This is a genomic window from Bacillus sp. SIMBA_005 (assembly GCF_046535585.1).
GTDB classification, from domain to species: Bacteria; Bacillota; Bacilli; order Bacillales; family Bacillaceae; genus Bacillus; species Bacillus pumilus.
In genome coordinates this window covers 303,257-326,596 of sequence record NZ_JAWRWI010000002.1, presented here as the reverse complement: position 1 = coordinate 326,596, position 23,340 = coordinate 303,257, and the positions used below count along the sequence as shown (strand labels likewise).

General features: G+C 41.2%; 21 protein-coding genes and 2 riboswitches. Of the genes, 15 read left to right on the top strand and 6 right to left on the bottom strand.

Annotated elements, in window-relative coordinates; translation table 11 throughout:
* Positions 1-171: 171 nt before the first annotated feature.
* From SB660_RS04325 to SB660_RS04315, 3 genes are all read left to right on the top strand, one after another.
* Positions 172-2,553 (top strand): immune inhibitor A domain-containing protein, encoded by a 2,382-nt coding sequence (locus SB660_RS04325; protein WP_410581512.1) that lies wholly within the window; start codon positions 172-174, stop codon positions 2,551-2,553.
* A gap of 207 nt (positions 2,554-2,760) precedes the next feature.
* Entirely contained in the window at positions 2,761-3,015 is a 255-nt protein-coding gene (locus tag SB660_RS04320) for an ORF6C domain-containing protein (RefSeq protein ID WP_012011773.1), read from the top strand.
* Between the two features lie 5 nt (positions 3,016-3,020).
* On the top strand, positions 3,021-3,392 hold the full coding sequence (locus SB660_RS04315; RefSeq protein WP_003215243.1) for a DUF1304 domain-containing protein: 372 nt from the start codon (positions 3,021-3,023) through the stop codon (positions 3,390-3,392).
* A 34-nt stretch (positions 3,393-3,426) separates the two neighbouring features.
* On the opposite strand, the gene SB660_RS04310 is transcribed toward SB660_RS04315, so the two are convergent.
* Entirely contained in the window at positions 3,427-3,591 is a 165-nt protein-coding gene (locus tag SB660_RS04310; RefSeq protein WP_003214630.1) for a hypothetical protein, read from the bottom strand.
* A gap of 254 nt (positions 3,592-3,845) precedes the next feature.
* Between SB660_RS04310 and SB660_RS04305 the strand changes: the two genes are divergently transcribed.
* The 11 genes from SB660_RS04305 (at position 3,846) to bglH (ending at position 16,258) form a co-directional block, all read left to right on the top strand.
* A complete protein-coding gene (locus SB660_RS04305; RefSeq protein ID WP_339164502.1) occupies positions 3,846-4,502 on the top strand; it encodes a type 1 glutamine amidotransferase domain-containing protein in 657 nt (218 codons plus the stop codon).
* A 141-nt stretch (positions 4,503-4,643) separates the two neighbouring features.
* The gene (locus SB660_RS04300; protein WP_058013310.1) at positions 4,644-5,771 is read left to right on the top strand and encodes a hypothetical protein; all 1,128 of its coding nucleotides are present in this window, start codon (positions 4,644-4,646) and stop codon (positions 5,769-5,771) included.
* 56 nt (positions 5,772-5,827) lie between these two features.
* Positions 5,828-5,931: riboswitch (TPP riboswitch) on the top strand.
* Between the two features lie 87 nt (positions 5,932-6,018).
* Positions 6,019-6,705 carry a thiaminase II gene (gene tenA / locus SB660_RS04295; RefSeq protein ID WP_180309824.1) on the top strand — a complete coding sequence of 229 codons (687 nt, stop codon included), beginning with the start codon at positions 6,019-6,021 and terminating at the stop codon, positions 6,703-6,705.
* The gene (locus tag SB660_RS04290) at positions 6,702-7,301 is read left to right on the top strand and encodes an ECF transporter S component (RefSeq protein WP_058013312.1); all 600 of its coding nucleotides are present in this window, start codon (positions 6,702-6,704) and stop codon (positions 7,299-7,301) included. The genes tenA and SB660_RS04290 overlap by 4 nt, the downstream gene beginning before the upstream one ends.
* Positions 7,276-8,874: an ABC transporter ATP-binding protein gene (locus SB660_RS04285; RefSeq protein WP_339164498.1), complete on the top strand. Its 1,599-nt coding sequence runs from the start codon at positions 7,276-7,278 to the stop codon at positions 8,872-8,874. The genes SB660_RS04290 and SB660_RS04285 overlap by 26 nt, the downstream gene beginning before the upstream one ends.
* On the top strand, positions 8,864-9,598 hold the full coding sequence (locus SB660_RS04280; RefSeq protein ID WP_058013314.1) for an energy-coupling factor transporter transmembrane component T family protein: 735 nt from the start codon (positions 8,864-8,866) through the stop codon (positions 9,596-9,598). The genes SB660_RS04285 and SB660_RS04280 overlap by 11 nt, the downstream gene beginning before the upstream one ends.
* 149 nt (positions 9,599-9,747) lie before the next feature.
* Complete coding sequence (locus SB660_RS04275; RefSeq protein WP_058013315.1) at positions 9,748-10,587, top strand: methyl-accepting chemotaxis protein; 840 nt, start codon at positions 9,748-9,750, stop codon at positions 10,585-10,587.
* A gap of 172 nt (positions 10,588-10,759) precedes the next feature.
* Entirely contained in the window at positions 10,760-11,575 is an 816-nt protein-coding gene (locus SB660_RS04270) for a YwqG family protein (RefSeq protein ID WP_061410035.1), read from the top strand.
* Between the two features lie 224 nt (positions 11,576-11,799).
* The gene (licT, locus tag SB660_RS04265) at positions 11,800-12,633 is read left to right on the top strand and encodes a BglG family transcription antiterminator LicT (RefSeq protein WP_058013317.1); all 834 of its coding nucleotides are present in this window, start codon (positions 11,800-11,802) and stop codon (positions 12,631-12,633) included.
* 327 nt (positions 12,634-12,960) lie between these two features.
* Positions 12,961-14,868 (top strand): beta-glucoside-specific PTS transporter subunit IIABC, encoded by a 1,908-nt coding sequence (locus SB660_RS04260; RefSeq protein WP_410581506.1) that lies wholly within the window; start codon positions 12,961-12,963, stop codon positions 14,866-14,868.
* Positions 14,840-16,258: an aryl-phospho-beta-d-glucosidase gene (gene bglH, locus SB660_RS04255; protein WP_144461466.1), complete on the top strand. Its 1,419-nt coding sequence runs from the start codon at positions 14,840-14,842 to the stop codon at positions 16,256-16,258. Before SB660_RS04260 ends, bglH begins: the two co-directional genes overlap by 29 nt.
* Positions 16,259-16,312: 54 nt before the next feature.
* Here the strand turns inward: bglH and SB660_RS04250 are convergent, their stop codons facing one another.
* From SB660_RS04250 to SB660_RS04230, 5 genes are all read right to left on the bottom strand, one after another.
* Positions 16,313-17,437, bottom strand: a complete 1,125-nt coding sequence (locus SB660_RS04250; protein WP_058013320.1) for a 5-methyltetrahydropteroyltriglutamate--homocysteine S-methyltransferase — start codon at positions 17,435-17,437, stop codon at positions 16,313-16,315.
* An 87-nt stretch (positions 17,438-17,524) separates the two neighbouring features.
* Positions 17,525-17,637, bottom strand: a riboswitch (SAM riboswitch).
* 81 nt (positions 17,638-17,718) lie between these two features.
* Positions 17,719-19,038, bottom strand: a complete 1,320-nt coding sequence (locus SB660_RS04245) for a gluconate:H+ symporter (RefSeq protein WP_410581504.1) — start codon at positions 19,036-19,038, stop codon at positions 17,719-17,721.
* 52 nt (positions 19,039-19,090) lie between these two features.
* On the bottom strand, positions 19,091-20,512 hold the full coding sequence (locus tag SB660_RS04240) for a four-carbon acid sugar kinase family protein (RefSeq protein ID WP_410581502.1): 1,422 nt from the start codon (positions 20,510-20,512) through the stop codon (positions 19,091-19,093).
* 7 nt (positions 20,513-20,519) lie between these two features.
* Positions 20,520-21,413, bottom strand: coding sequence for a 2-hydroxy-3-oxopropionate reductase (gene garR, locus SB660_RS04235; RefSeq protein WP_410581500.1), 894 nt, complete (start codon positions 21,411-21,413; stop codon positions 20,520-20,522).
* Between the two features lie 196 nt (positions 21,414-21,609).
* Positions 21,610-22,470 carry a MurR/RpiR family transcriptional regulator gene (locus SB660_RS04230; RefSeq protein WP_058013324.1) on the bottom strand — a complete coding sequence of 287 codons (861 nt, stop codon included), beginning with the start codon at positions 22,468-22,470 and terminating at the stop codon, positions 21,610-21,612.
* Positions 22,471-22,628: 158 nt separating this feature from the next.
* Between SB660_RS04230 and SB660_RS04225 the strand changes: the two genes are divergently transcribed.
* Positions 22,629-23,306, top strand: coding sequence for a DUF3298 and DUF4163 domain-containing protein (locus tag SB660_RS04225; protein ID WP_410581498.1), 678 nt, complete (start codon positions 22,629-22,631; stop codon positions 23,304-23,306).
* The last annotated feature ends 34 nt before the right edge of the window (positions 23,307-23,340 follow it).

Genomic DNA, 23,340 nt, shown 5'->3' with positions numbered 1-23,340 from the left:
AGGCGGTTATCGCCTAGGGTTCTTTTGTTTTCGACAGCTTGTTCCACCCATTTCATTCCCGTATTGTGCATTTTCCACAAAGTTTCTGAAAATAAAATGTTTTTCGACTTAAGTATATTGGAATATGCTAGAATTAGATATTATTTATTACCAAATTAGGGAGGAACCAATATGAAAAAAGGGAAATGGACGAGTATTGCACTAACGGCTGTCCTCAGTTTAGGTACATTGGCAGCTTTCAGCACCCCTCTATCTGCCCACACCACAGAGAAATTAACATCCTCAGATGGCGGTCATTATTCAGGTATTCCATTTGATGCAAGTGTCGTGAATGAAGACCGTCTCATCAAAGCCTTGAAAAAACAAGGAAAGATCAAAAAGAATGCCAATGAAGCGGAAACCCAAAAAGCACTAAAGAACTATCTTAAGAAAAAAGAAGAATCTGCTATGAAACAAAGTGCAAGCACTTTAACAGAAGAGCCTGAATTTCTGAAAGAATACAAACAAAAGGTACATAACAAATTAGCTAAAAATAAAAAGTTAAAGAAGCATAAAGGAAAAGAAAGCAATCATGTAAAACCGGTCAAAAAGGAAAAGTATAAAGGCGAAGTTCGCAATGATAAGGTATTGGTGTTATTAGTAGATTTTAAAGATTATAAGCATAATAGTATTAAAAAAGAAGAGACTGATATGTACTATGACAAGTACGATCAACAGCACTATCAAGACATGCTTTTCGGAAAAAATGGCTACATCGGTCCAGATGGGAAACGAAAAGTATCCATGAAGCAATATTATGAAAAGCAGTCTGGCGGCAGTTACACGATCAGTGGAACGGTTGCTGGCTGGTATACAGCGAAGCATGAAGCAGCTTATTATGGCGGGAATGTACCTGATGAATCAGGCAGTGACGGCAGACCGCGTGAATTGGTGAAAGAAGCACTAGAAGCAGCAGCAAAGGACCCGAACATTGATCTCGGTGAATATGATCAATGGGATCGATATGATATGGATGGCGACGGCGTTTATAACGAACCAGACGGCATCATTGACCATCTGATGGTCGTTCATGCTGGCGTAGGTGAAGAAGCTGGCGGCGGACAGCTTGGCTCTGATGCGATTTGGTCGCACCGCTGGTCACTTGGTGATGTATTTGAAATTCCAAACACTGAATCTGAAGTCGGACAAGGCGGAAAATTAGGCGCGTTAGATTACACCATTGAGCCTGAAGATGGCGCGGCAGGCGTATTCACACATGAATTCGGACATGATCTTGGTCTTCCTGATGAGTACGATACACAGTACACAGGCGGAGGCGAACCTGTTTCCTACTGGTCGATCATGTCAAGCGGAAGCTGGGCAGGTAAAGTCCCTGGTACGGAACCAACAGGCTTTAGTCCATATGCGAAAGAAATGCTTCAAAACTTGCATGGCGGTAACTGGCTTACTGGACAAACCATTGATGGTAAAACATTAAAGAAAAGCAAAACAGTGCTGATTGATGAAGCAGCAACAAAAGGAACGAACCATGATGCGGTTCGAGTGGATTTACCAGATAAAGAGATTGTGGTCACAAAACCTGCTCAAGGACAAAATGCGTACTTTAGCGGAACGGGTGACAATTTAAATGCGACCATGACGACAACAGGTATCGATTTGTCGAAAGGGAGCAAAGCAGAGCTGACATTTAAAGCATGGTACGATATCGAAGAGAATTATGACTATGCGTATGTAGAAGTTCGTGAAACAGGAACTGATCAGTGGAAGACCATTGCTGGTAACATCACGAATGATCGAAATGAAGCTGGAGCGAACGAAGGCAATGGAATTGATGGAAAATCAGACGGATGGGTAGATGCAGCCTTTGATCTTTCTGCCTATGCAGGGAAGAAAATTGACCTGCAATTCCGCTACACAACCGATGCAGGCTATTCATTGCCAGGGTTATTTGTAGATGATTTAAACATCACTGCAGATGGGACGAAAGTGTGGTCAGATGATGCCGAGGGCACGTCTACTTTCACCTTTAACGGATTCTCGAAATCGAATGGAAAACAATATGCAGCACAATATTATTTACTAGAGTGGCGCTCATATGCTGATGTCGATAAAGGGTTAAAGCATATCAAACGAGGAGCAAGCCTCATGAGCTATAATAACGGTTTGGTCGTGTGGTATGTCGATCAATCCTACAGTGATAACTGGGTAGGAAAACACCCAGGGAACGGTTTCCTTGGGGTAGTAGATGCAGATCAGCAAGTATTGAAGTGGAGTGACGGCTCCATTGCTGCTACAGGTTTCCAAGTACATGATGCCGCATTTTCTTTGAATCCAAGTACGAAGCTCAATATTGATTATACAGCGACAACTGGCTTAACATTGGTAGATCGCTATATTCGCCCGACTCGTACATTTAGTGATAAAAAGAATTATGTGAATCCAAACAATCCAGATGCAGGGCGTGACGTCCCAACATACGGTCTATCCTTTAAAGTTGTTGGACAAAGTAAGGATCGTTCTGTTGGAAAGGTATTAATTTCTAAAAGTAACTAAATAGAAAGCCGGATTCTACCATTGAATCCGGCTTTTTGATGTGATAATAAACTGTTTTTGATGAAAAAGGCGGCTTTTTGGTCGAATGTCTGTTCTTTTTTATTTTGATATCCGAATGAAATCATTATATAATAGAGACTGGAAGGTTTTTCTTTCATACATGGTTCTTTTTAGCTGTTAAAACAAAGGAAAGGATGAGCGTTACCAATGAGTTGTGTCACTGCTAAGCAATTAAAGGTGATAAGAGGGACGATGCAGACTTTTTGCAGCCATTTGGAGTATGATGGTCACGGTAAGCTTCATATCAATACCATCATGGCTTTTATTAAAAAGGAGTTTGGTGTGAGGAAAATGAAAGACATTCCACAAAGCCGCTTTACTGAAGCGCTCGAATTAATACAAGACTTTGATTTATACACGGATAAAATAGAGATTCGTGATCGTCTATCAGAAAGGAATTAACTAAATTGAATATTTTAGCAATAATACTAGTAGGAATTGTCGCATTAGAACACCTTGTCATTATGTTATTAGAAATGTTTTTTATGGAATCAAAGATGGCAAAGAGATCCTTTAAGCTGCCAGAACACTTGCAAAAGGACCCAAATGTAAAAGTGATGTTTGCCAATCAGGGGCTTTATAACGGGTTTTTAGCTGCAGGACTGATTTGGGGTCTCATTCTCGGATCGAATACTGTTGGATATATGATTCAGCTATTTTTCATTCTTTGTGTGATCATCGCTGCAGTATTTGGCGGTGTGACCTCTAATAAATCAATTATTGTCAAGCAAGGAGTACCAGCGCTTCTTGCGTTAATTGCGCTTATCCTAGCAATTTAACCATAAATAAAACCGCTCTAGTGAAGGGCGGTTTTTATCTTTTTCGAAGACCCATCAGACGAATAATGGATGTTAGACATAGTGCAACGGCAACAGCCAAAATAATTTTTCCATACATGACCCCTGTTAAGTTCATCAAAAAGACAGCCAATATGATACAGAGCGTGATGATGATCATCACAATCGAATAGGTTTTCATCTCTTTTCCACTCCTTTAAAAGTCCCCTTACATCCGTGAGGTCTATCCATCTTACTTCATATGATATCACTCAATGACAATTTTACATGAAATTCCCTGCCAATAGAATGTGACATATTGATTAGATTTGATGTCATGCCATAATTTTCAGGAAATCGGGTATACCATAAAGAGTTACATCGAAGTTCAATTGCTTGATATTTAATTGTGCAAAATGTAAAATAGCCACATGATAAATCGAAAGGATGATCAAGGTGAGTAAGAAAGTGTTATTAGTATCGACAAGCAGTTCAGAAATGAACGGACATCCAACAGGCTTATGGCTAGAAGAATTGGCAGAGCCGTTTCATATTTTTAAAGAAAATGAACTAGATGTTCAAATAGTCTCTATTCAAGGTGGAACTGTCCCGATTGATAAAAATTCAATTCCAGAAGGTGTTCCAGCGCAATATGAAGATGTATATGAATTACTTCAAGACACAAAGGCGCTTACAGATGTGATCCCAGCTGATTATGATGGCATCTTCTTTGCGGGAGGACACGGTCCAATGATCGATTTTGCGTCTAATCAACTGGTAGCTGATGCAATCTTAGCTATTTCAAACAAAAATGGTGCAGTCGGAGCTGTTTGTCACGGCGTTTCAGCATTCATTGATGTGAAGGATCAAGATGGAAAATCATTTATCGAAGGTAAAAAAGTGACAGGCTTCACAAACGAAGAAGAGGAAGCTGTTCAGCTGACATCAAAAGTTCCATTTTTACTGGAAACAAAACTTCGTGAGCAAGGGGCAGCGTTTGAAAAAGGAGATGCCTTTGCGCCATTCGCTGTAGTTGACGGACAAATCATTACTGGACAAAACCCAGGGTCTAGTGCAGAAACAGCACGCCTGTTTGTTAAAACCATTTCATAAAGTGATCAAAAAACCAGTCGTAGCAAAAACGGCTGTTTTTTTTGTCATAAAAATTTCCTAAAAAAGTCCAAAAATAGGATAAAACAATGGTAAAATATTCACAGGGTATAAAACCCAATTAAGGAAAAAGGGGATGTTCCTGTGAGAGCAATTTTTGGAAAAATCACTGCAGCTTTATTATCCATTCTACTCGTCACAACAGGTTTATTTTCACCAGCATTAAAAGCAGAAGAAGCACCGAAATCAGATGGGAAATTGTCACCACTGACGGAAAAAGCCATTCAGCAAGTGCAAGACTCGTTTTTGAAACAGGATGAAGGAACCGCTATCCAAAAGAAGCAGCTAAAAAAATCTTTTAAAGTAGATAAGAAAAATGGAATCAGTATCAAACGAAAAGCCGCTAAAGATGGTCAGATGCGTACATCTTCTGTTCGCTCCATTGATGGACTAGCCATCAACCAATCGGTTGTCTTATCAGAAAATGACCCAGTCGATTTATGGTTGTTAAGTACGACTTCACCTCAGGCACTCATCAGCCGAATTACCTCTTCAAATCCCGATTATTTCGTACAATTATTTGTTGTTGATTATGAAACTGGACAAGCTTATCCGACGGACTTGATTCAGCCGGCAGGCAGTCTCCTTGGTTTGACCAATTTACCAGCAGGTGACTACGCATTCGGTATCACAAGCGGTGGAGATTTCGGAGACTCTTACACGTTACAAGTGAATGCAAAAAACCCACCCAATTTCACTGGGGCTGTTTCCCTCTCCTCAACCTTGCAATACTTTGTAGCTGAGTATGCGAATGGGGATGTTTTCGCTAATGGGACTAAAGTGTATAACAAACAATCTAAGACCGCCGATTATAAATGGGAGCGTGTATTTTATTTCTCGTATGACGGAAAATATGATCAGAGAACCCATTCTGTTGAAAGTGTGAAAGTGAAAAGTATTTCTGCACCAGTATCGTACTCTGCTCCTTATGCGAGTTCATCTGAGGCTATTCTCGTCTACTTAGATGTGGAGACGTTATTTATGTATCATGAATCATCGTTTGCTAGCGGGCAATACTACCATAGTAGCTTCGTTGATACACTTGGGAAGACAACGCCAAGGCGTTTAGATATTGATGATATGACAAATTATGGCGATCATATTTTAGCTGTTGATTTGAAAACGGGAAAACCAATTGATTTCTTCAGTGTCCTTAATTTTTACTATGCTGCAGGGATCGAAAAGCTGCCTACGATCAGAACGTTGAATTAAGAAAGGCGGTTGACAGCAAATCTCCACATGTGTAGAGTAAAGATAATTAAATGACAAAAGTCCACTAGGGGAGTCATGTATGACTGAGACAAGAGGAAATCTTGGACCCTTTGAACCTGATCTAGTTTGTACTAGCGGAGGGAAGTGGAGCTGGACCTCGTCTTATTCATGATTGAATTGATAAGAAGGCCGCTCCATTCGGGGTGGCTTTTTCATTTATTCAACTGAAGAAGAGGAGGCTTTTTTTATGACGTTTTCAGCGCAATTAAGAGAAGAAACAGAACCATTATTTGAAGCTATTTATCAGCATCCGTTTGTCAGAGGGCTGGCAGCAGGAAAGCTGGAAAAGGAACAGATCATCCATTACGTCAAACAAGATGCAGAATACTTACATGCTTTTATTAAAATTTATGCAGCGGCTCTTAGCAGATGTGCAGACAAAGAAGATATTTCTTTCTTCCATCAGCAGATTGCGTTTGTACTAGATAGTGAGACACACCCTCATCAAAATCTTTGCCGAGTGGCAGGTGTATCTTATGATGAGCTCCAAGGTGCCCCGCTTGCTCCGAGTGCTCATCACTATATCCATCATATGCTGCAAGTCGCCAAGGAAGGCACGCTTGGGGAAATCATCGCTGTCCTGCTTCCATGCCCTTGGACATATTGGGAAATTGGAAAACGAATGCTCGCAGATGTGCAGCCTCACCCATCACATCCGTTTTATGAATGGATCACATTTTATGGAGGGCTAACCGACTCTATTACAGTAGAGCTTTGCAAGCGGCTCGATCAGCTGGCGGAAGCAGCAAGTGAGAAAGAAAAGGAAAAAATGAAACAGCACTTTATCTTAAGCTGTCAGCTTGAGTACAAGTTTTGGGACATGGCGTTTACGGTGGAAGATTGGCCAGTTCCATTGGAGGTGCATTCATCATGACATGGAAGATGAAAGAAGTTGTCCTTGCTGTCATTTTATCCGTTGCATGTGGTGTCATCTATTTAGGATGGTCCACACTTTACTTACCCATTACAGCACTTGTTGGCCCAGCAGGAGGCAACATCATGTTTGGCATTTGGGTAATTGCCAGTCCAATCGTCGCGTATATCATCCAAAAGCCGGGAGCTGCCCTGATTGCAGAAACAGCCGCTGCCGCTGTGGAATTATTGACAGGTAGCCATTTCGGTCTTTCAGCCCTGCTGATTGGTGTATGCCAAGGACTTGGGGCAGAAATCGCCTTTGCTCTTTTTGGTTATAAACAATATCGCATGTGGACACTGATGCTGTCAGGTGCCTTTGCAGCTGTTGGAGCAATGGCTTACAGCCTCGTCGCAAACGGCTTTGGTTATTACACGCCTCAAGTTTTACTCATCACACTGATGACTCAAATCATTAGCGGAATGATACTGGGCGGATGTTTAGCGAAAGTAGTGGTGGACGCATTATCTAAAACCGGTGTACTAAATCAATATGCCATCATGAAAGAAAAACGAAACAAAGGTGAACAGCATGGATTCATTTCTCGCGTGCAATAATCTCACTGTCCGATTTTATGAACAGCCTCAGCCCGTTTTGCATCAAATCTCTCTTTCCATTCAAAAAGGAGAAAAGGTGCTTATTTTAGGACCAAGCGGCAGCGGTAAATCCACGCTCATCTCCGTTCTGGCTGGCATCATTCCAGAACATTTAGAAGCTGACATGCAGGGTGAAGTGATATTGCAAAGACATACAGGCGTCATGTTTCAGGACCCTGATTCCCAGTTTTGTATGCATCGCGTCAATGAAGAAATTGCCTTTAGCTTAGAGAACCGCTCCGTCCCTCGTGTCGAGATGGATGGCATCATTCAACAGCTCATGCAAAAAGTTCAACTCGATGTCGATCCGAATACAGACATTCACACATTATCTGGCGGCATGAAACAGCGATTGGCGCTTGCTTGTTTACTAGCATTAGAGCCAGATGTGCTGTTCTTTGATGAACCGACCGCACAGCTTGATCCAGCAGGCAGAATGGAGATATTTCAACTTCTACAGCAGCTTGCAACTGATGAGCGGCAAACGATGATTTTTGTAGAGCATGTGTTAGATGGAGTCATCGAATGGATGGACCGGGTGATTTTATTAGACGATCAAGGCAGCATTTTAGCAGATGGTTCTCCAAAAGATGTGCTCGTGACATATGAAAAAGAAATGAAAGAGGCAGGAATTTGGCGGCCGAAATTATTTCCCGAGAAATGGTCTACGATCCTTCAAGATCCATTTCATCCGATGAGTCACACGCTTAAGCAAACCTTTGAAACGAGAAAAGAGCAGCATAAACAAGTGCCGTCGACTGAGCGTGAGACCATCATTCGCTCAGAAGATCTTCAATTAAGCTACGGGAAAAAAAGGATTATGAATGATCTTCAGCTTGATATCAAAGCAGGGGATTGGGTGGCGATCATTGGGGAAAATGGAAGCGGGAAAAGTACATGTCTTAAACATTTGGTTCGTTTAGAGCCTGCGAAAAAAGGCCGTATTTTTTTAAAAGAGACGCTTCTAAAACAGTGGTCTGACCGAGAACTATATGAAAAAGCAGGCTTTGTGTTTCAAAATCCGGAGCTTCAATTCATACAAGATACAGTGTTCGATGAAATTGCATTTGGTGGAAGGCAGCGTAATTGGCCAGAATCCGTTGTGCAAGAAAAAACAATTCAGCTATTGAAAGAGTTCGGTTTAGAAAAACATGCAAAAGCTCATCCTTTCACTTTAAGCTTAGGCCAAAAAAGAAGGTTGAGTGTGGCCACAATGCTCCTTTTTGATCAGGATGTCCTATTGTTAGACGAACCAACTTTCGGACAGGATGAAAGAACAGCGAAGGAATTAATCAGGCGCTTGAAAGAGCGTCAACGCCAAGGTACCACAATTTTAATGGTCACACATGATATGGACCTTGTCGATGAGTGTGCCGATCAAGTGCTTCTTTTTCATCAAGGAAAGCATGTTTATGATGGCACGCCTTATGATTTGTTTTCAAATCAGGAACTTGTCGATGCTTATCAGCTGAGAGCCCCGCTGCATTATCGCTATGTGGCTGAAAGAAAGGACGTGCTGACGATTGCAAAGTAATCACTCCTTTCTTTCCACTGTGAATCCAGTCATCAAATTACTCGCTCATCTGCTTGCAATGTGTTGTCTCATGGCGATATCTGATCCTAAAACAACCTTCATCATCTGGCTGTTTGCACTTTGTGTTGGACTTGTCTTAGGCGGATGGAATTTGAAGTATCTTTTCACAAGGCTTGTCCCTTATCTGCTCTTTTTTATTCTCGTGTTTTGGATGATGGCGGCCTTTGGCAAGGGGGATCATACTGTTTGGAAATGGGCATGGTTTCATATGACAGAGGAGAGTTTAAGAAATGGACTCACCATCGCTCTCAGAATGCTTGGCTTTGTGACATTCGGTCTTTTGTTTACGTCCACAACAGATTTGACAGCATTTATGATGAGCCTCATTCATCAGTGCAAAATGTCGCCAAAATGGGCGTATGGAATGCTTGCTGGCTTCCGGTTTATTCCGTTATTTCAAAGTGAATTAAAGCAAATGAAGGCGGCACATAAAATCAGAGGCTATAAGCAAAAAAACAGCTGGAAAGCCTTTATGCGTTATGCACTGCCACTTTTTACACAGGGCGTACGAAAATCAGAACGTTTGGCCATTGCGATGGAAGCAAGAGGCTTCACGGGTGAGAGGGAGCGGACGTATTATCATGTCATCAGCACTTCATGGATCGACTATATGTATCTTTTGCTCATCGTTATCAGTGTCTTGATATGCATGACCTTTTTTTAAAAACCCCCACATTCTCTTGATAGAATGTGGGCTTTTTATATGTCTTAGATCATTTGATTGATATTAGTACACATTACAGGCTGTAATAGATCTTATAACGAACCGATAAAGAGGATGTACTGAGAAAAAGAGAGGATGAACGTGAGCGAATGTCACAGAAAATTGATAACATAATAGACGCTTTACCAATCATTGGACTAGCTATGAGAGAGCAACTAACCTTTTCTGTTTTAGGGAAAGAGAAGGTTCTTTATTATCAGCAACACGGAAACATTGACCTAGGGTTTAAAGCTGGAGATATCGTAGCTCCAGGATTCGAAAACTTTTCTATGTTGAAAAATGGGAGAGAGCCATCGTTTATTCAAATTCCGAAAGAAGTATACGGGATTCCAATGGATATTGTAGCCGTTCCAATTAAAGATGAAACGGGTCAAGTAGTCGCTGCTTTCTGCGTGGCCTATGACCAGACCAATCAACAACGATTAGATGACATCATGACAGAGAGCAACCAAGCTTCCGAAAAACTAGTCGCAATGGTACAGCAAGTTGCTGCACATTCAGAGGAACTACAAGCGACAAGTGAACAAATTCTACAAAACACGAAAACCACTGTAGAAAATTCCTCTAAAATCAATCAAGTGTCCAATCTTATCAAAGGTATCTCTGATCAAACGAACTTACTTGGACTCAACGCATCAATAGAGGCTGCAAGAGTAGGTGAAGCAGGAGCAGGCTTTGGAGTGGTCGCAACGGAAGTGAGAAAGCTGTCAACTCATGCGAAACAAGCGACGACTGATATTGAAACAGCTTTAAAAGATGTGCAGGGATCGATTAAAGGAATGGAAGAAGAAATAGCACAAATTGTCGCTTCTTCTGAGCATCAAGCAGAGCTTGTAGGCACGTTCACAAAAATTATTGAAGGCCTTCATGAAACAAATGAAACGATGAAATCACTCGCAGAAGACTTAGTGAATTATCAAGTGAAATAAAAAATAGATTGACCAAAACCTCCAAATAAAATGGAGGTTTTTTTCGTTTTAAGGTGGGAAAGTTGTTAGGATATTGACCGATTTATCGCTGACAGGCAGGGTACACTTCTGTATGATAGAAAAAGAGATACTAGTCTGGTCAGTAGACCCATACATAAGGAGGAAGACCATCGTGACACAATCAGCGAAGCTGCAAGAAATCATAGCACCTTACCGTAAAATGTTAGATCAAACTGAACAGCCAACGATTCAACTAAAGATGAAACAAGGAAAAACAAGACCATACGACAGCAAAATTGCAGGTGATCCTTACTTCCCTAAAAACGACGAATATCCAGTTGATGGTGAAGGACACCCTATGAAGCTTTTGGCACAAATTAATTTTGGCCAGCTGCCGAAGCTGAAAGATTATCCAGAAACAGGACTTCTGCAAATTTTTATTTCTGTGCATGATGATCTTTATGGGATGAATATTGACCATAAAACAGAGCAAAAAGATTTTCGGATCAAATTTATTGAGGAACCTTTCTTGGCAGAAGAAGAGTTGTTGACTGATTTTTCTTTTGTGAAAATTCCTGATGATTTTTATTTTCCTGTAACGAAGGAAGGCGCCATTACAGGTGAACGATCAAGTGAAACGATTAGTGTAGGAGATTTCCGCTTTGAGAAAATCACAGGTAAGCGGAGCTGGGACCTATTCGAAGATGTTGAAGGTATTGATGGAGATGAAGCGGATGCTTTGTTAGATGAATTTTATGAAACAGAGAGTGGCTTTGGTCACAAATTGGGTGGATATCCAGGCTTTACACAAGAGGACCCGCGTACCTACGAAGATCAGGAACATACCGTTCTGTTATTACAAATCGACTCAGATGATGAAGTGGATATGCTGTGGGGAGATTGCGGAATCGCCAACTTTTTTATCAAACCAGAAGACCTCAAACGAAAAAATTTCGAGAATGTCGTCTATAATTGGGATTGCTCCTGATTTTGTAAAAAACACTCTTTATAGAGTGTTTTTGTGTATGTTTTTAGACTTTTTTGCCCCTATTTCGTCATTTTTGAGAGGTAATATGTCATTCTTTCTAGTTGACCGTATCAAAAAAAAATGTAAAATCATCTTAAAGTCCTCTTTTTTGAAAATAATAATAACATGACATATCAATCAGCAATGAGATGCTCGAAAAAGCGGAATGTACTGGGGGGTATCAATTGATCATTTCGAAAGTAATCAATAATAATGTGGTCAGTGCGTATGATGACGAGCAGCATGAGCTGGTCATTATGGGCAGAGGGATCGCTTTTCAAAAGAAAAGTGGAGACCCGATTGACGAAGAACGTATTGAAAAAGTATTTTCCATTCAAAATAAAGATATATCAGAAAAATTCAAAACCCTGCTTTATGATATTCCAATCGAGTATATGCAAGTGTGTGAGGCGATTATTGATCATGCGAGAACAACCCTTAATAAAAATTTGAATGACAGTATCTATGTAACACTGACAGATCATATCACCTTTGCTATTGAACGTCATCAAAAAGGAATGGACATCAAAAATGCCCTACTATGGGAAATTAAGCGGTTGTACAAAGATGAGTTTATGTGTGGTGTAGAAGCGATTCGGATTATTCAGGACAAGCTTAATATTCATCTTCCTGAGGATGAAGCCGGTTTTATTGCGATGCATATTGTCAATGCAGAGCTCAATGAAGAAATGCCGAACGTAATTCAAATTACCAAACTCATTCAAGATATTTTAAATATCGTTAAGTATCACTTTCAAATTGATTTAGACGAGGAATCATTAAACTATTTCCGTTTTGTCACGCATTTGAAGTTTTTTGGACAGCGTCTGTTTAACGAAACACAAATGGAAAATCAAAATGAATTCCTGTATGAAGTCGTAAAAGAGAAAAACACTGCAGCTTTCCAATGTGCTGAGAAAATTAACGATTATGTTCAAAAAGAACACAACCGAAGTCTCATAGAAGATGAGATGCTATATTTAACTTTGCATATCGACAGAGTGATAAAAAGAAAATAAATTTAAAAAGAAAGCGTTGACATCATAAAATTAACATGATACTTTATAACTATAAACAACATAACCCACAATCTTTTAGGATTGTTACTGGTCAAGCAGGCAAAACCTAAATCATTGTCCCTATCTTTGATAAGGCGTGATTTAGGTTTTTTTGTATCCAAAGACTTATAAAAATTAAATAACGATCAATCGCTATGAAGGATTGTTACTGGTTAAGCAGGCAAAACCTAAATATCGATTAATGTCTGAATCGCTATTTTTCGGACATTAATGGATGTTTAGGTTTTTTCTATATCATGATTTAATCAACGATTGGAGGGTAATACAATGAACCACAAACAAACAGCAAAAGAAGTTCTAGAGCTTGTCGGCGGTGAAAAGAATGTAAAGCAAGTCACGCATTGTATGACAAGACTTCGCTTCAACTTATACGATGAAGGCAAAGCGGATAAAGAGAAGCTGCAATCAACAGACGGGGTCATGGGTGTGAATCAAAGCGGAGGTCAATATCATGTCATTATTGGCAATGATGTTTCAAATGTCTATCAAGCGATGATTGCTGACTCAGGCCTGTCAACAGATGTAAAATCAGGCGGTACAGAAGAAGCGTCAAAACAAAATGTGATATCTAAGCTTTTCGATTTTATCTCTGGTGTCTTCACACCGATTCTTCCAGCCATTGCTGGTGCCGGTATGATCAAAGGGATCTTGGCACTCATGCTTACGTTCCAGTGGATATCGGATAAAAGCAGCACATATGCAATTTTAACAGCTATCGGCGACGGAGCCTTTTACTTCTTACCGATTCTGCTTGCTGTAAGCGTAGCCAAAAAAATTGGCACAAATCAGTATATCGCCGCTGCCATTGCAGCCGCCGCACTGCACCCGCAGTTAACGGCTTTACTAGGCGCAGGAAATACAGAATTTCTAGGGCTACCAGTGGTTGCCGTTGTGTACTCTTCATCGGTCATTCCGATTCTACTCACCATCTGGCTCGGCTCATATGTTGAAAGATTCGCGGAAAAATATAGCCCAAAATCATTGAAGATTATCCTTGTTCCAACGGTCACACTTCTTGTCGTAGTACCAATTATGCTTATTGCAGTAGGACCGCTTGGTGGGATTATCGGAAATGGCCTTTCAGGTGGAATTGATTTATTGTTCAAACATGCAGGTATTTTGGCTGGACTCTTGATCGGTGGCTTCATGTCACCATTGATCATTACGGGCATGCACTATGCACTACTCCCAATTATGATCAACAACATTACGTTAAACGGTTTTGACTTCATTCTTCCAATGATGTTTGTAGCAAATATGGCACAAGCAGGCGCAGCATTCGGTGTCTTCTTAAGATCAAAAAACAAAACATTTAAATCATTGGCGATGTCTACAAGTATCACTGCATTAATGGGTATTACTGAACCTGCTATGTATGGTGTGAACATGCGATTGAAAAAACCGTTCCTTGCAGCCCTCATTGGTGCAGCAGGAGGCGGCGTGTTCATGTCGATCTTTAAAGTAAAATCATATGTGATATCTGGATCAGCAGGTCTCCCGGGTCTCCCGACATTCATTGGCCCAACATTTGTCTACTCTATCATCGGCTTAGTAATCGCCTTTGTCTTAGCAACGATCATGACACTTGTTCTAGGATTCAAAGATGTACCAGTGAAAGATGATACAAAAGCAGATAAACCAGAAGAAAAGAAAGACACAGTAACACTTCAAAATGAAGTGGTACAAAGCCCGCTTGAAGGTCAACTAAAGCCGCTAAATCAAGTAAATGATGCAACATTCTCTAATGAAATCATGGGTAAAGGTACAGCTATTGTCCCAGCAGTTGGACGTGTAGTAGCACCATTTAACGGCAAGGTTGAAACCATTTTTCAAACGAAACATGCCATTGGCTTAAAGAGTGACCATGGCACTGAGCTTCTCATTCATGTTGGAATTGATACGGTGAAGCTCGACGGAAAACATTTCACAAGTCATGTAGAGTCAGGTGATCTTGTTCAAGCAGGAGATGTGCTCGTTGAATTTGATATCGAGAGCATTCAGCAAGAAGGCTATGATGTCACCACACCAATTATTGTGACCAACACAAATGATTTTGCACAAGTTGACGCGAAAACAGAAGGCACGATTTCAGTACTAGAGACACTGCTCACAGTCAGTGTAGAAGAAAATGAGGAGGGCATTCAACATGAACAAGTTAGAAAAAACATTTCCTAAAGGTTTCTTATGGGGCGGCGCTGTTGCGGGCAACCAAATTGAAGGTGCTTATAATAAAGATGGAAAAGGCTTATCGACAGCTGATGTATCACCGCACGGGATTATGCATCCATTCGATGAATCAATGAAAGACTTAAACTTATATCATGATGCGATTGACTTCTACCATCGCTATAAAGAAGATATTGCACTCTTTGCAGAAATGGGATTCAAATGCTTCAGACTCTCTATTTCTTGGCCGCGTATTTTCCCAAATGGCGACGATGCGGAACCAAATGAAGCAGGCCTTGCTTTTTATGACAAAGTATTCGATGAACTGCATAAGCATGGAATTGAACCAGTTGTTACGATTTCTCATTATGAAATGCCGCTTGCACTTGTGAAAAATTACGGTGGTTGGAGAAACCGTAAGCTTGTCGATCTTTATGAAACATATGCGAAAACGTTGTTTACTCGCTATAAAGACAAAGTGAAATATTGGATGACCTTTAATGAAATCAACGTCGTGTTACATGCACCTTTCACAGGGGGCGGCCTTGTGTTTGAAGAGGGCGAAGACGAGAAGAGCATTCAATATCAAGCAGCGCATCACCAATTTGTTGCAAGTGCTTTAGCTGTCAAAGCAGGACACGAAATCATTCCTGATGCGAAAATCGGCTGTATGATTGCAGCGATGACAACTTATCCGTACAGCTCAAGACCAGAAGATATGTTTGCTGCAATGGATCAGGACCGTAAAACATTGTTCTTCTCAGATGTACAGGCAAGAGGTTACTACCCAGGTTACATGAAACGATACTTCCGCGAAAATGGAATTCATATTGAGATCCAAGATGGTGATGAAGACATCCTAAGAAACCATACAGTGGACTATATTGGCTTCAGCTATTATATGAGCTTTGTGACAAGTACAGATCCAGAGGTTCTTGGACAAGTGACTGGTGGTAACCTATTTGAAGGCGTGAAAAACCCTTATCTAGAAGCAAGTGATTGGGGATGGCAAATTGATCCAAAAGGACTTCGTACAACACTAAACCAACTATATGACCGCTACCAAAAACCGTTGTTTATCGTAGAAAATGGATTAGGTGCTGTGGATCAAGTAGAAGAAGACGGTTCCATTCAAGACGATTACCGAATTGATTACCTCAGAAGCCATTTGCTAGAGGCGAGAGAAGCCATTGCAGACGGAGTAGACTTGATGGGTTATACAAGCTGGGGCCCAATTGACCTTGTCAGCGCATCAACAGCTGAAATGAAAAAACGCTACGGCTTCATTTATGTCGACCGTGATAACGAAGGAAAAGGTACATTAGATAGAAAGAAAAAGAAAAGCTTTGATTGGTATAAACAAGTGATTGCGACAAATGGTGATCATTTAGATGCATAAAAGAAAAAGGACAAACCGTTTATACTGCGGTTTGTCTTTTTTTCGTCAAGGGGACTATGAAGTCCACACTTGATCTGCAATCTCAATCACATGACGAAGCTTTTCCCATTGCTGCTCTTCTGTTAACAGATTGCCTTCCTCCGTTGAGGCGAACCCGCATTGCGGACTTAAGCAAATCTGGTTAATATCGACGTATTGAGCCGCTTCCGCGATTCGTTTTTTAATCTGTTCAGCCGGCTCAAGCTCACCGTATTTTGAAGTGACAAGCCCTAGTACGATTTGGAGATTTGGGTTTTTCACATAGCGAAGAGGTTCAAAACCGCCAGAACGATCATCGTCGAATTCTAAAAAGAGACCATCCAGATCTAAGCCAGCAAAAATCGTTTCTGCCGCTGCTTCATATCCGCCTTCAGCTGCCCACGTCGATTTAAAGTTACCACGGCAAATGTGCATAGTGATCACCAAATCCTCTGGACGATCAGCAACCGCTTCATTGATTGTCTTCGCAAATGACTCACGCAGTTCATCTTCTTCTCGGCCAAAGGCTTTGATTTGTTCATGCCCTTTTTCAGAAAAGAACACGGCCCATGCTGTATCATCCAGCTGTAGATAACGGCAGCCTGCATCATAAAAAGCACGGATGGCTTTCTTATACGCTTGTGCCACATCATGGTGGAATGCCTCTAGGCTGTCGTATACTCCTTCTTCAAGCTTTCCACGGAAAAAGAGCATATTCGGACTTGGAATCGTCATTTTAGCTGTATGATCACCAGCGATGCTGTGAAGGAATCGATAATCCTCCAGCATTGGATGATCGGTAAAGTCGATCTTGCCCGTTACCTTGATGCCCCGCGCTTTTGTCGTCGTATTGTGGAATTGAATACCTTGATCCGCTTCAAATCCTTCGACTCCATCTAATCCCTCAAGAAAGTCAAAATGCCACCAAGCACGTCTGAACTCTCCATCTGTGACAACCTCTAATCCAATCTCCTTTTGCTTCTCGACAATACGAGTAATTTCTTCATTTTCAATTTGTCGGAGCTGCTCTGCTGTGAGTGTACCGTCTGCTTTTTGCTTGCGTGCTTCCTTGATACGTTCTGAACGAAGTAAACTGCCTACTTGATCTGCGCGAAATGGCGGTTTCGTTGTTTTCTTTCCAATGGTTTGTACTTGTGTCATGCTGAATCCCTTCTTTCTACAGGTTAAAAATCAAATAAAAAAGCTCTTCCTTGGATAAGGAAGAGCATCATATACTGAGAGAACTCTGCCTTATCTTCAAACAAGCATCTGCTTGCTTAAGGAATTAGCACCATTCTGTTCCAAGGAACAGCGGTTGCCGGGTTTCACAGGGCCAGTCCCTCCACCACTCTTAATAAGGTTACCTTTTGATTCAATTTTCTTAATAAACATAATTATTCAACTTTTGCGAGAGAAAGTCAATGGTTTTTACAGTTAATTTTCTACATGAACAAATCAGCGACGAGAACACCTGCTAGTCCGACAAGTGACAGAACGGTCACCATCAAGGTCCACGTTTTAAAGGTTTGGGCCATAGACAGGTTAAAGTATTCTTTATAAATCCAGAAACCCGCATCATTCACGTGAGAGAACGTAATACTGCCGGCACCTGTTGCGATCACCATTAATTCTGGGCTTACACCTGTCAATCCAATCAAAGGAGCAGAAATGCCAGCCGCTGTGAGACCCGCGACAGTGGCTGATCCTAAAGATACACGAAGGACCGCGGCAATCAGCCAGGTGAGAAGCAGTGGAGAAAGTGTGCTTCCTTGCATGACTCCTGCAATGTATTGATCAACACCGCTATCAATGAGCACCTGTTTAAAGGCGCCGCCACCTGCAATAATTAATAAAATCATTGCAATAGAACCGATAGAATCTGTGATCGATTTCATCACATCCTGCATGCTCTTGCCTCTGCCAAGTCCAAACGTGTAGATAGCAAGAAGCACGGAGATTAACAGTGCAATGGCCGGTTCGCCTAAAAACTCAGCGGTTGGCAGTAATGGAGAGGACGGGAAGAAAATTTCTAAAAATGCTCTGAATGTCATGAGCAGTACAGGCAAAACAGCGGTGAAAATGCTAATGCCGAAGCTTGGCATTTCTTCTTCTGTAAATTCCTTTGGATTAAACAAGTTCTTTGGAATATGTGCGTGTAACTGATCTTGTTTAAATAGTTTTGTAAAGAGAAGTCCGCCTATTAAAACAGCAGGAATCGCTAAAATAATCCCAACTAATAAAGTTTGTCCCATGTTTGCTTGAAAGACATTTGCAATGGCAGTCGGCCCTGGATGAGGAGGGAGGAAGCCATGTGTGGTGATGAGTGCAGCGACGAGGGGCATACCCACATAAAGCACAGGAAGTCTTGCAGCTTGTGCGATCGTAAAGACTAGTGGAATTAAGATAATGAATCCGGTTTCATAAAATAGAGCAATTCCGATTACAAATCCAGTCAGCATCGTTGCCCATTGAATTCTTCCAATACCGAATCGGTCAATGAGTGTCATCGCAATACGCTGAGCTCCGCCAGAATCAGCCATCAATTTACCAAGCATCGCACCAAAACCGAGAACGAGTGCGAGGTGCCCGAGCGTACTGCCGAGTCCTTTTTCGACGGAAGCAATCGCTTCAAGTGGTGACATTCCTTCTAAAACAGCAACAATTAAAGAAACAATAATCAAAGATATGAAAGCGTTTAACTTAAAGACAACCATGAGTAAAAGCAATAATAAAACGCCAAGTCCGATAAACACTAACGACATCATCTTTCCTCCTTTGTGGTGCATAAGGGAGCGCGAAAACACCCCCTATGCTTTATCCTTCAAGTATGTCTACAGCTTCTTTTAACGTATCCCTTGAACCAACATTTCCCGGGAAAATCACATAAGACATAAAAGGGAATTTACTATCTTCGCCTGTTTGCCAAACGGGAATGCCTGGTCTGATCTGCCCTGCTACGGTTGCGCGTTTCACGTGAAGTCCTCTAGTTCCAATATCGCTGGAGGTAATGCCACCTTTGGCAATGAGATACTTAGGACGAATTGTGAGACGCTGGACAATGCTTGTCACAGCATCACTAATTTTTACAGAGAGCTTTAATTCTTCCTCCTGACGATCATCCCCAAGATCAAGCCGTTCTCTTCTTGTATAAACAGCCACAGATTGACCAGATGCTAATAATGCTTCAGTTTGCTGAATCACGCGGTCAATTTCTTGTTGAAATGCTTCAGGCTCTAGCACGAGGTGTGTATTGAATTCAATAAAAGCTACCTCTTTATTTTGTTGAAGCGCTTTTAATTGATCTGTTGTCTTCTTCACATGAGACCCAATCATAATGAGACCACCGTGCGAGCTTTCTTCCTGTATCAAGTCATGTCTTGTTAATAAGGCACGATCCCCTATACCGCCAAGAACTTTTGTAAGCGCCGCCGCACTTCTGAACATGAGTTGCTTTCCTGCTTGAATGGCCTCAATGAGAGCGGTGACAAAGACTTTGACATCGTCATAGTCCACAGCGTTTACAACCACCTTTTTAAAATCGGTCACACTCAAGAGCTGTTTTTTTATTTGATCAATCCGTAAAGCCCGTAGATCATCTAACGAAATGTAGGTGGTGTTCTCTTTCGTGAACAATCCGTCTGACTTTTCTTCAATCCATTCTCCTAGATGAGATGACTGAAAGCCGAATGTGCGATCTCGTGCAAATTCTGTGTCACCAGCAGGAATGAATTCGTGTCCTTCTTGGACGTAATGAATATTGTTGATCGTCAAGCGTCCACCTTCTTGGAAAAAAGGAAGAAGGATTTCTCCATCGAATTGGCGGGAACTTTGTTGTTCAATCGTGGTTCTGAGTACTTCAGTTTCCAGCGGAAAGTGTCCACGAAGAGTGGAATCTCCTCGGCTGATAATGATGAAATCCTGATCAACCCGTTCCGCTACCTTTACAATGGTTGAAGCGATTGTTTCGTGCACAGCCGCCGTTTCCTTCTCTGTCATACTGCGAGAGTTGGTCAAAATAAAGAACATGCGGCTGTCTTCAAGAAAACCGGCTTCGATGCTTTCTTCTGACCAATCGGTGAAAACAGAGACGCCATGTACGGTTTGAATCCCTGTTGGATCATCATCTAATACAATGACTTTATGATGAAAGCTGTTCAGTGCTTGTTCGTATGCTGATTGAATAATCTTTACATCCGTTTTCGGAAGGGCATTCAGTATGTCAGTGCTTTTCTTCATGACTATCTCATCCTTTCTTCACTTCGACATGAGCCATTTTTTCGTAATATTGAACGATGCCGCCATGGTCAAGCCCAGATTTTCCGTCCGCTTTGAGCGCGTGGAAAATTTCGAGCAGCTGGCTAGAAAGCGGGAGAGGAACGCCGATATCATGAGCAGTTTCCATCACATTGGTTAAATCCTTTAAGTTGATGTCGATACGTCCGCCTGGTTCAAAGTTTCGTTCTAAAATGAGAGGGACCTTTGCATCGAGAACAGCACTTCCTGCCAGCCCACCGCGAATGGCTTCATACATTTTGTCAATGGCAATGCCCGATTTAGCAGCAAGAACGAGCGCCTCGGACATAGCGGCAATATTTAAGTTGACGATGATTTGATTGGCGAGCTTCGCTGTTGTTCCGCTTCCATTTGTGCCAACTAATACAACCTCTGTGCCCATCGCAAGCAGGACATCCTTCACTTGCTTAAAGATGGCTTCTTCGCCGCCAGCCATGATGGCAAGTGTTCCGTCTATTGCCTTCGGTTCTCCGCCGCTGACAGGCGCATCGATAAATTCCACCTGATGCTGTTTTGTAAGAGCAGCTAAAGCTCTAGAAGTAACAGGGGAAATTGAGCTCATATCTACGACAATAGTGCCAGGTTTAGCTGTAGCTAAAATACCATGATCACCTGAAACAACTGCCTCTACATGCTCTCCTTTAGGAAGCATTGTAATAATGATATCGCTTTCAGTAGCGGCATCAGCTGCTGAAACGGCACCTTTTGCTCCGGCTTTTTGTAACGCTTGAATCGCTTCCTCATTAAGATCGAACACAGTCACAGTATGACCGGCTTTTAATAGATTGAGTGCCATAGGCTTTCCCATAATACCTAATCCAATGAATCCAATTTTCTTTGTCACATGGAACGCCTCCTATAGAAAACCCTTACAAAAAGCGCTTTCTTTTTCATTTGTTAGTATATATACTATCTTTCGTTTTTGATAGTAGTAAATAAACTATTGTCCATTTAATGTACATGACGTGTTAGGAATGTGTCAACGGAAAATATGAGAAAAGTCACAAAAAAAGACCGGAATCAGCTCCGGTCTTTTGCGTTCATGTTTTATTTTTAGCTACGGCTAATCGAGATCTTTTCACATTTTCTATGGCATTTGATCCTAGTTCTAAAACAGCGGCGACGTATAGTACATCAATGATCACAAGCTGGTTAATACGGGAGATCATGGAGTCAGATCGATAGGTTGTCTCCCTAGAGGAACTGAGCAGATGAAAGTCAGATCGCTTTGCGAGCTCTGATTTCGGATAGCTGGTGATAGAGGCAACCTTTGCTCCCTTTTCTTTAGCAAATTGCACGGCATCAAGAATTTCTCTACTCTCTCCTGAATGGGAGATCGCAACGATAAAATCGTGTTCCGTGGCGTGAGTTGCAATCATGTTCATCATATGCGGATCGCTGCATAGACTCACTTCAAAACCAAGCTGGAGGAACTTATGATAAGCATCCCCAGCAATAAAGCTGGATGCACCGGCTCCGAAGAAGACGGTTTTATGTGCCTGATTCATTTGTTCAATGAATTGCGTGACGGCATGGTCTTCTAATATATGTTTCATGTCTTGAATAGAGTTTGTTGTTAACTCTATGACCTTATGTTTAATGTCAGCTACACTATCGGATGCCTCGATCTCACCATATATGGACTGGGGTGTATTGGTTGCTATATCCTGTGCGACATGGACACGAAACACTTGGTACGATTCATAGCCAATTTTCCGTAAAAACCGAAAGATCGTCGTTTCACTTGTATTGCATTCAGCAGCGAGTGCACTAATGGAATGAAGCACAACTTTCTGAGGGTTTTCTAAAATGTAATTGGCAATCTTTTTCTGGGTTGGAGACAAACTATGAAACGTCGTCCGAATGTGACTAAAAATATTCTCTTCTATGATAAACACCACACTTCATCTAGCATTCTACATTAAGCATACAGGAACTTATGAAAACGGTAAACAAACCCGAAGTGGAAAAAGGAAGAATAATATGGGAATATTGCTTCTTTTAGTTCTTTTGTCATGGTATACTCAATTGGTAATAGACAAAAATGGGGGTTTTTACTATGACAATGAAAAAAGGCCTAACGATCAGTCTGCTCATTTTTTCACTGATTGTTTCGTTGTTTGCGCCAGTTGGATCTGCGGATGCCAAACAAGCAAAAAAAGCGAAAGTAAGCACACACTATTATAAAAAGAAAAAAACGTTTAAATATGCACAGGTGAAAAACCTAAGTAAGGCGCATATGAAAACCATCAATCGTGATTTAAAAGAAGACATCGCGTTCTCTTATTCTACTTACTTGTTCTTAAAGGACGAAGCGAAAAAGGAAGGCTTTGGGAAGATCACGTACGAAAGATCGTTTAAAACGAAATTTAACAATGGGAAGAAACTCAGTATCTTAAACTATGACTACATGAATGATGGTGGAATGCACGGCGATACGATGGTTTCCAGCATGAACTATGTGCTAACGAAGAAAAAGGCAAAGCAAGTGTTCTTGACAGACGTTGTGAAAACAAAGAAAAAGCGTACGAAAGTAAGAGATTATATTTATAACTACACAAAGAAACATAAAAGCAAATTCTATGCGAACCTGAAAAAAAGAGACATTGAAATTAACTACAACACGCAGTATTACTTCACGAAAAAGGGAATTGCTGTTGTCTTCCAACCATATGAGATTTCACCTTACTATGTAGGAATTCCGATGATTCAAGTTCCTGCAAAGGTATATAAATAAAAAAACGACCACTGTATCTGGTCGTTTTTTGCTA

Excerpts from the sequence above, each read along its gene's own strand:
- SB660_RS04325 (WP_410581512.1), top strand. The coding sequence starts at position 172 with ATGAAAAAAGGGAAATGGACGAGTATTGCACTAACGGCTGTCCTCAGT.
- tenA (WP_180309824.1), top strand. The coding sequence starts at position 6,019 with ATGACGTTTTCAGCGCAATTAAGAGAAGAAACAGAACCATTATTTGAA.
- SB660_RS04260 (WP_410581506.1), top strand. The coding sequence starts at position 12,961 with ATGAACCACAAACAAACAGCAAAAGAAGTTCTAGAGCTTGTCGGCGGT.
- bglH (WP_144461466.1), top strand. The coding sequence starts at position 14,840 with ATGAACAAGTTAGAAAAAACATTTCCTAAAGGTTTCTTATGGGGCGGC.
- SB660_RS04275 (WP_058013315.1), top strand. The coding sequence starts at position 9,748 with ATGTCACAGAAAATTGATAACATAATAGACGCTTTACCAATCATTGGA.
- SB660_RS04240 (WP_410581502.1), bottom strand. The coding sequence starts at position 20,512 with ATGAAGAAAAGCACTGACATACTGAATGCCCTTCCGAAAACGGATGTA.
- SB660_RS04320 (WP_012011773.1), top strand. The coding sequence starts at position 2,761 with ATGAGTTGTGTCACTGCTAAGCAATTAAAGGTGATAAGAGGGACGATG.
- SB660_RS04245 (WP_410581504.1), bottom strand. The coding sequence starts at position 19,038 with ATGTCGTTAGTGTTTATCGGACTTGGCGTTTTATTATTGCTTTTACTC.
- SB660_RS04285 (WP_339164498.1), top strand. The coding sequence starts at position 7,276 with ATGGATTCATTTCTCGCGTGCAATAATCTCACTGTCCGATTTTATGAA.
- SB660_RS04290 (WP_058013312.1), top strand. The coding sequence starts at position 6,702 with ATGACATGGAAGATGAAAGAAGTTGTCCTTGCTGTCATTTTATCCGTT.
- SB660_RS04225 (WP_410581498.1), top strand. The coding sequence starts at position 22,629 with ATGACAATGAAAAAAGGCCTAACGATCAGTCTGCTCATTTTTTCACTG.
- SB660_RS04250 (WP_058013320.1), bottom strand. The coding sequence starts at position 17,437 with ATGACACAAGTACAAACCATTGGAAAGAAAACAACGAAACCGCCATTT.
- SB660_RS04310 (WP_003214630.1), bottom strand. The coding sequence starts at position 3,591 with ATGAAAACCTATTCGATTGTGATGATCATCATCACGCTCTGTATCATA.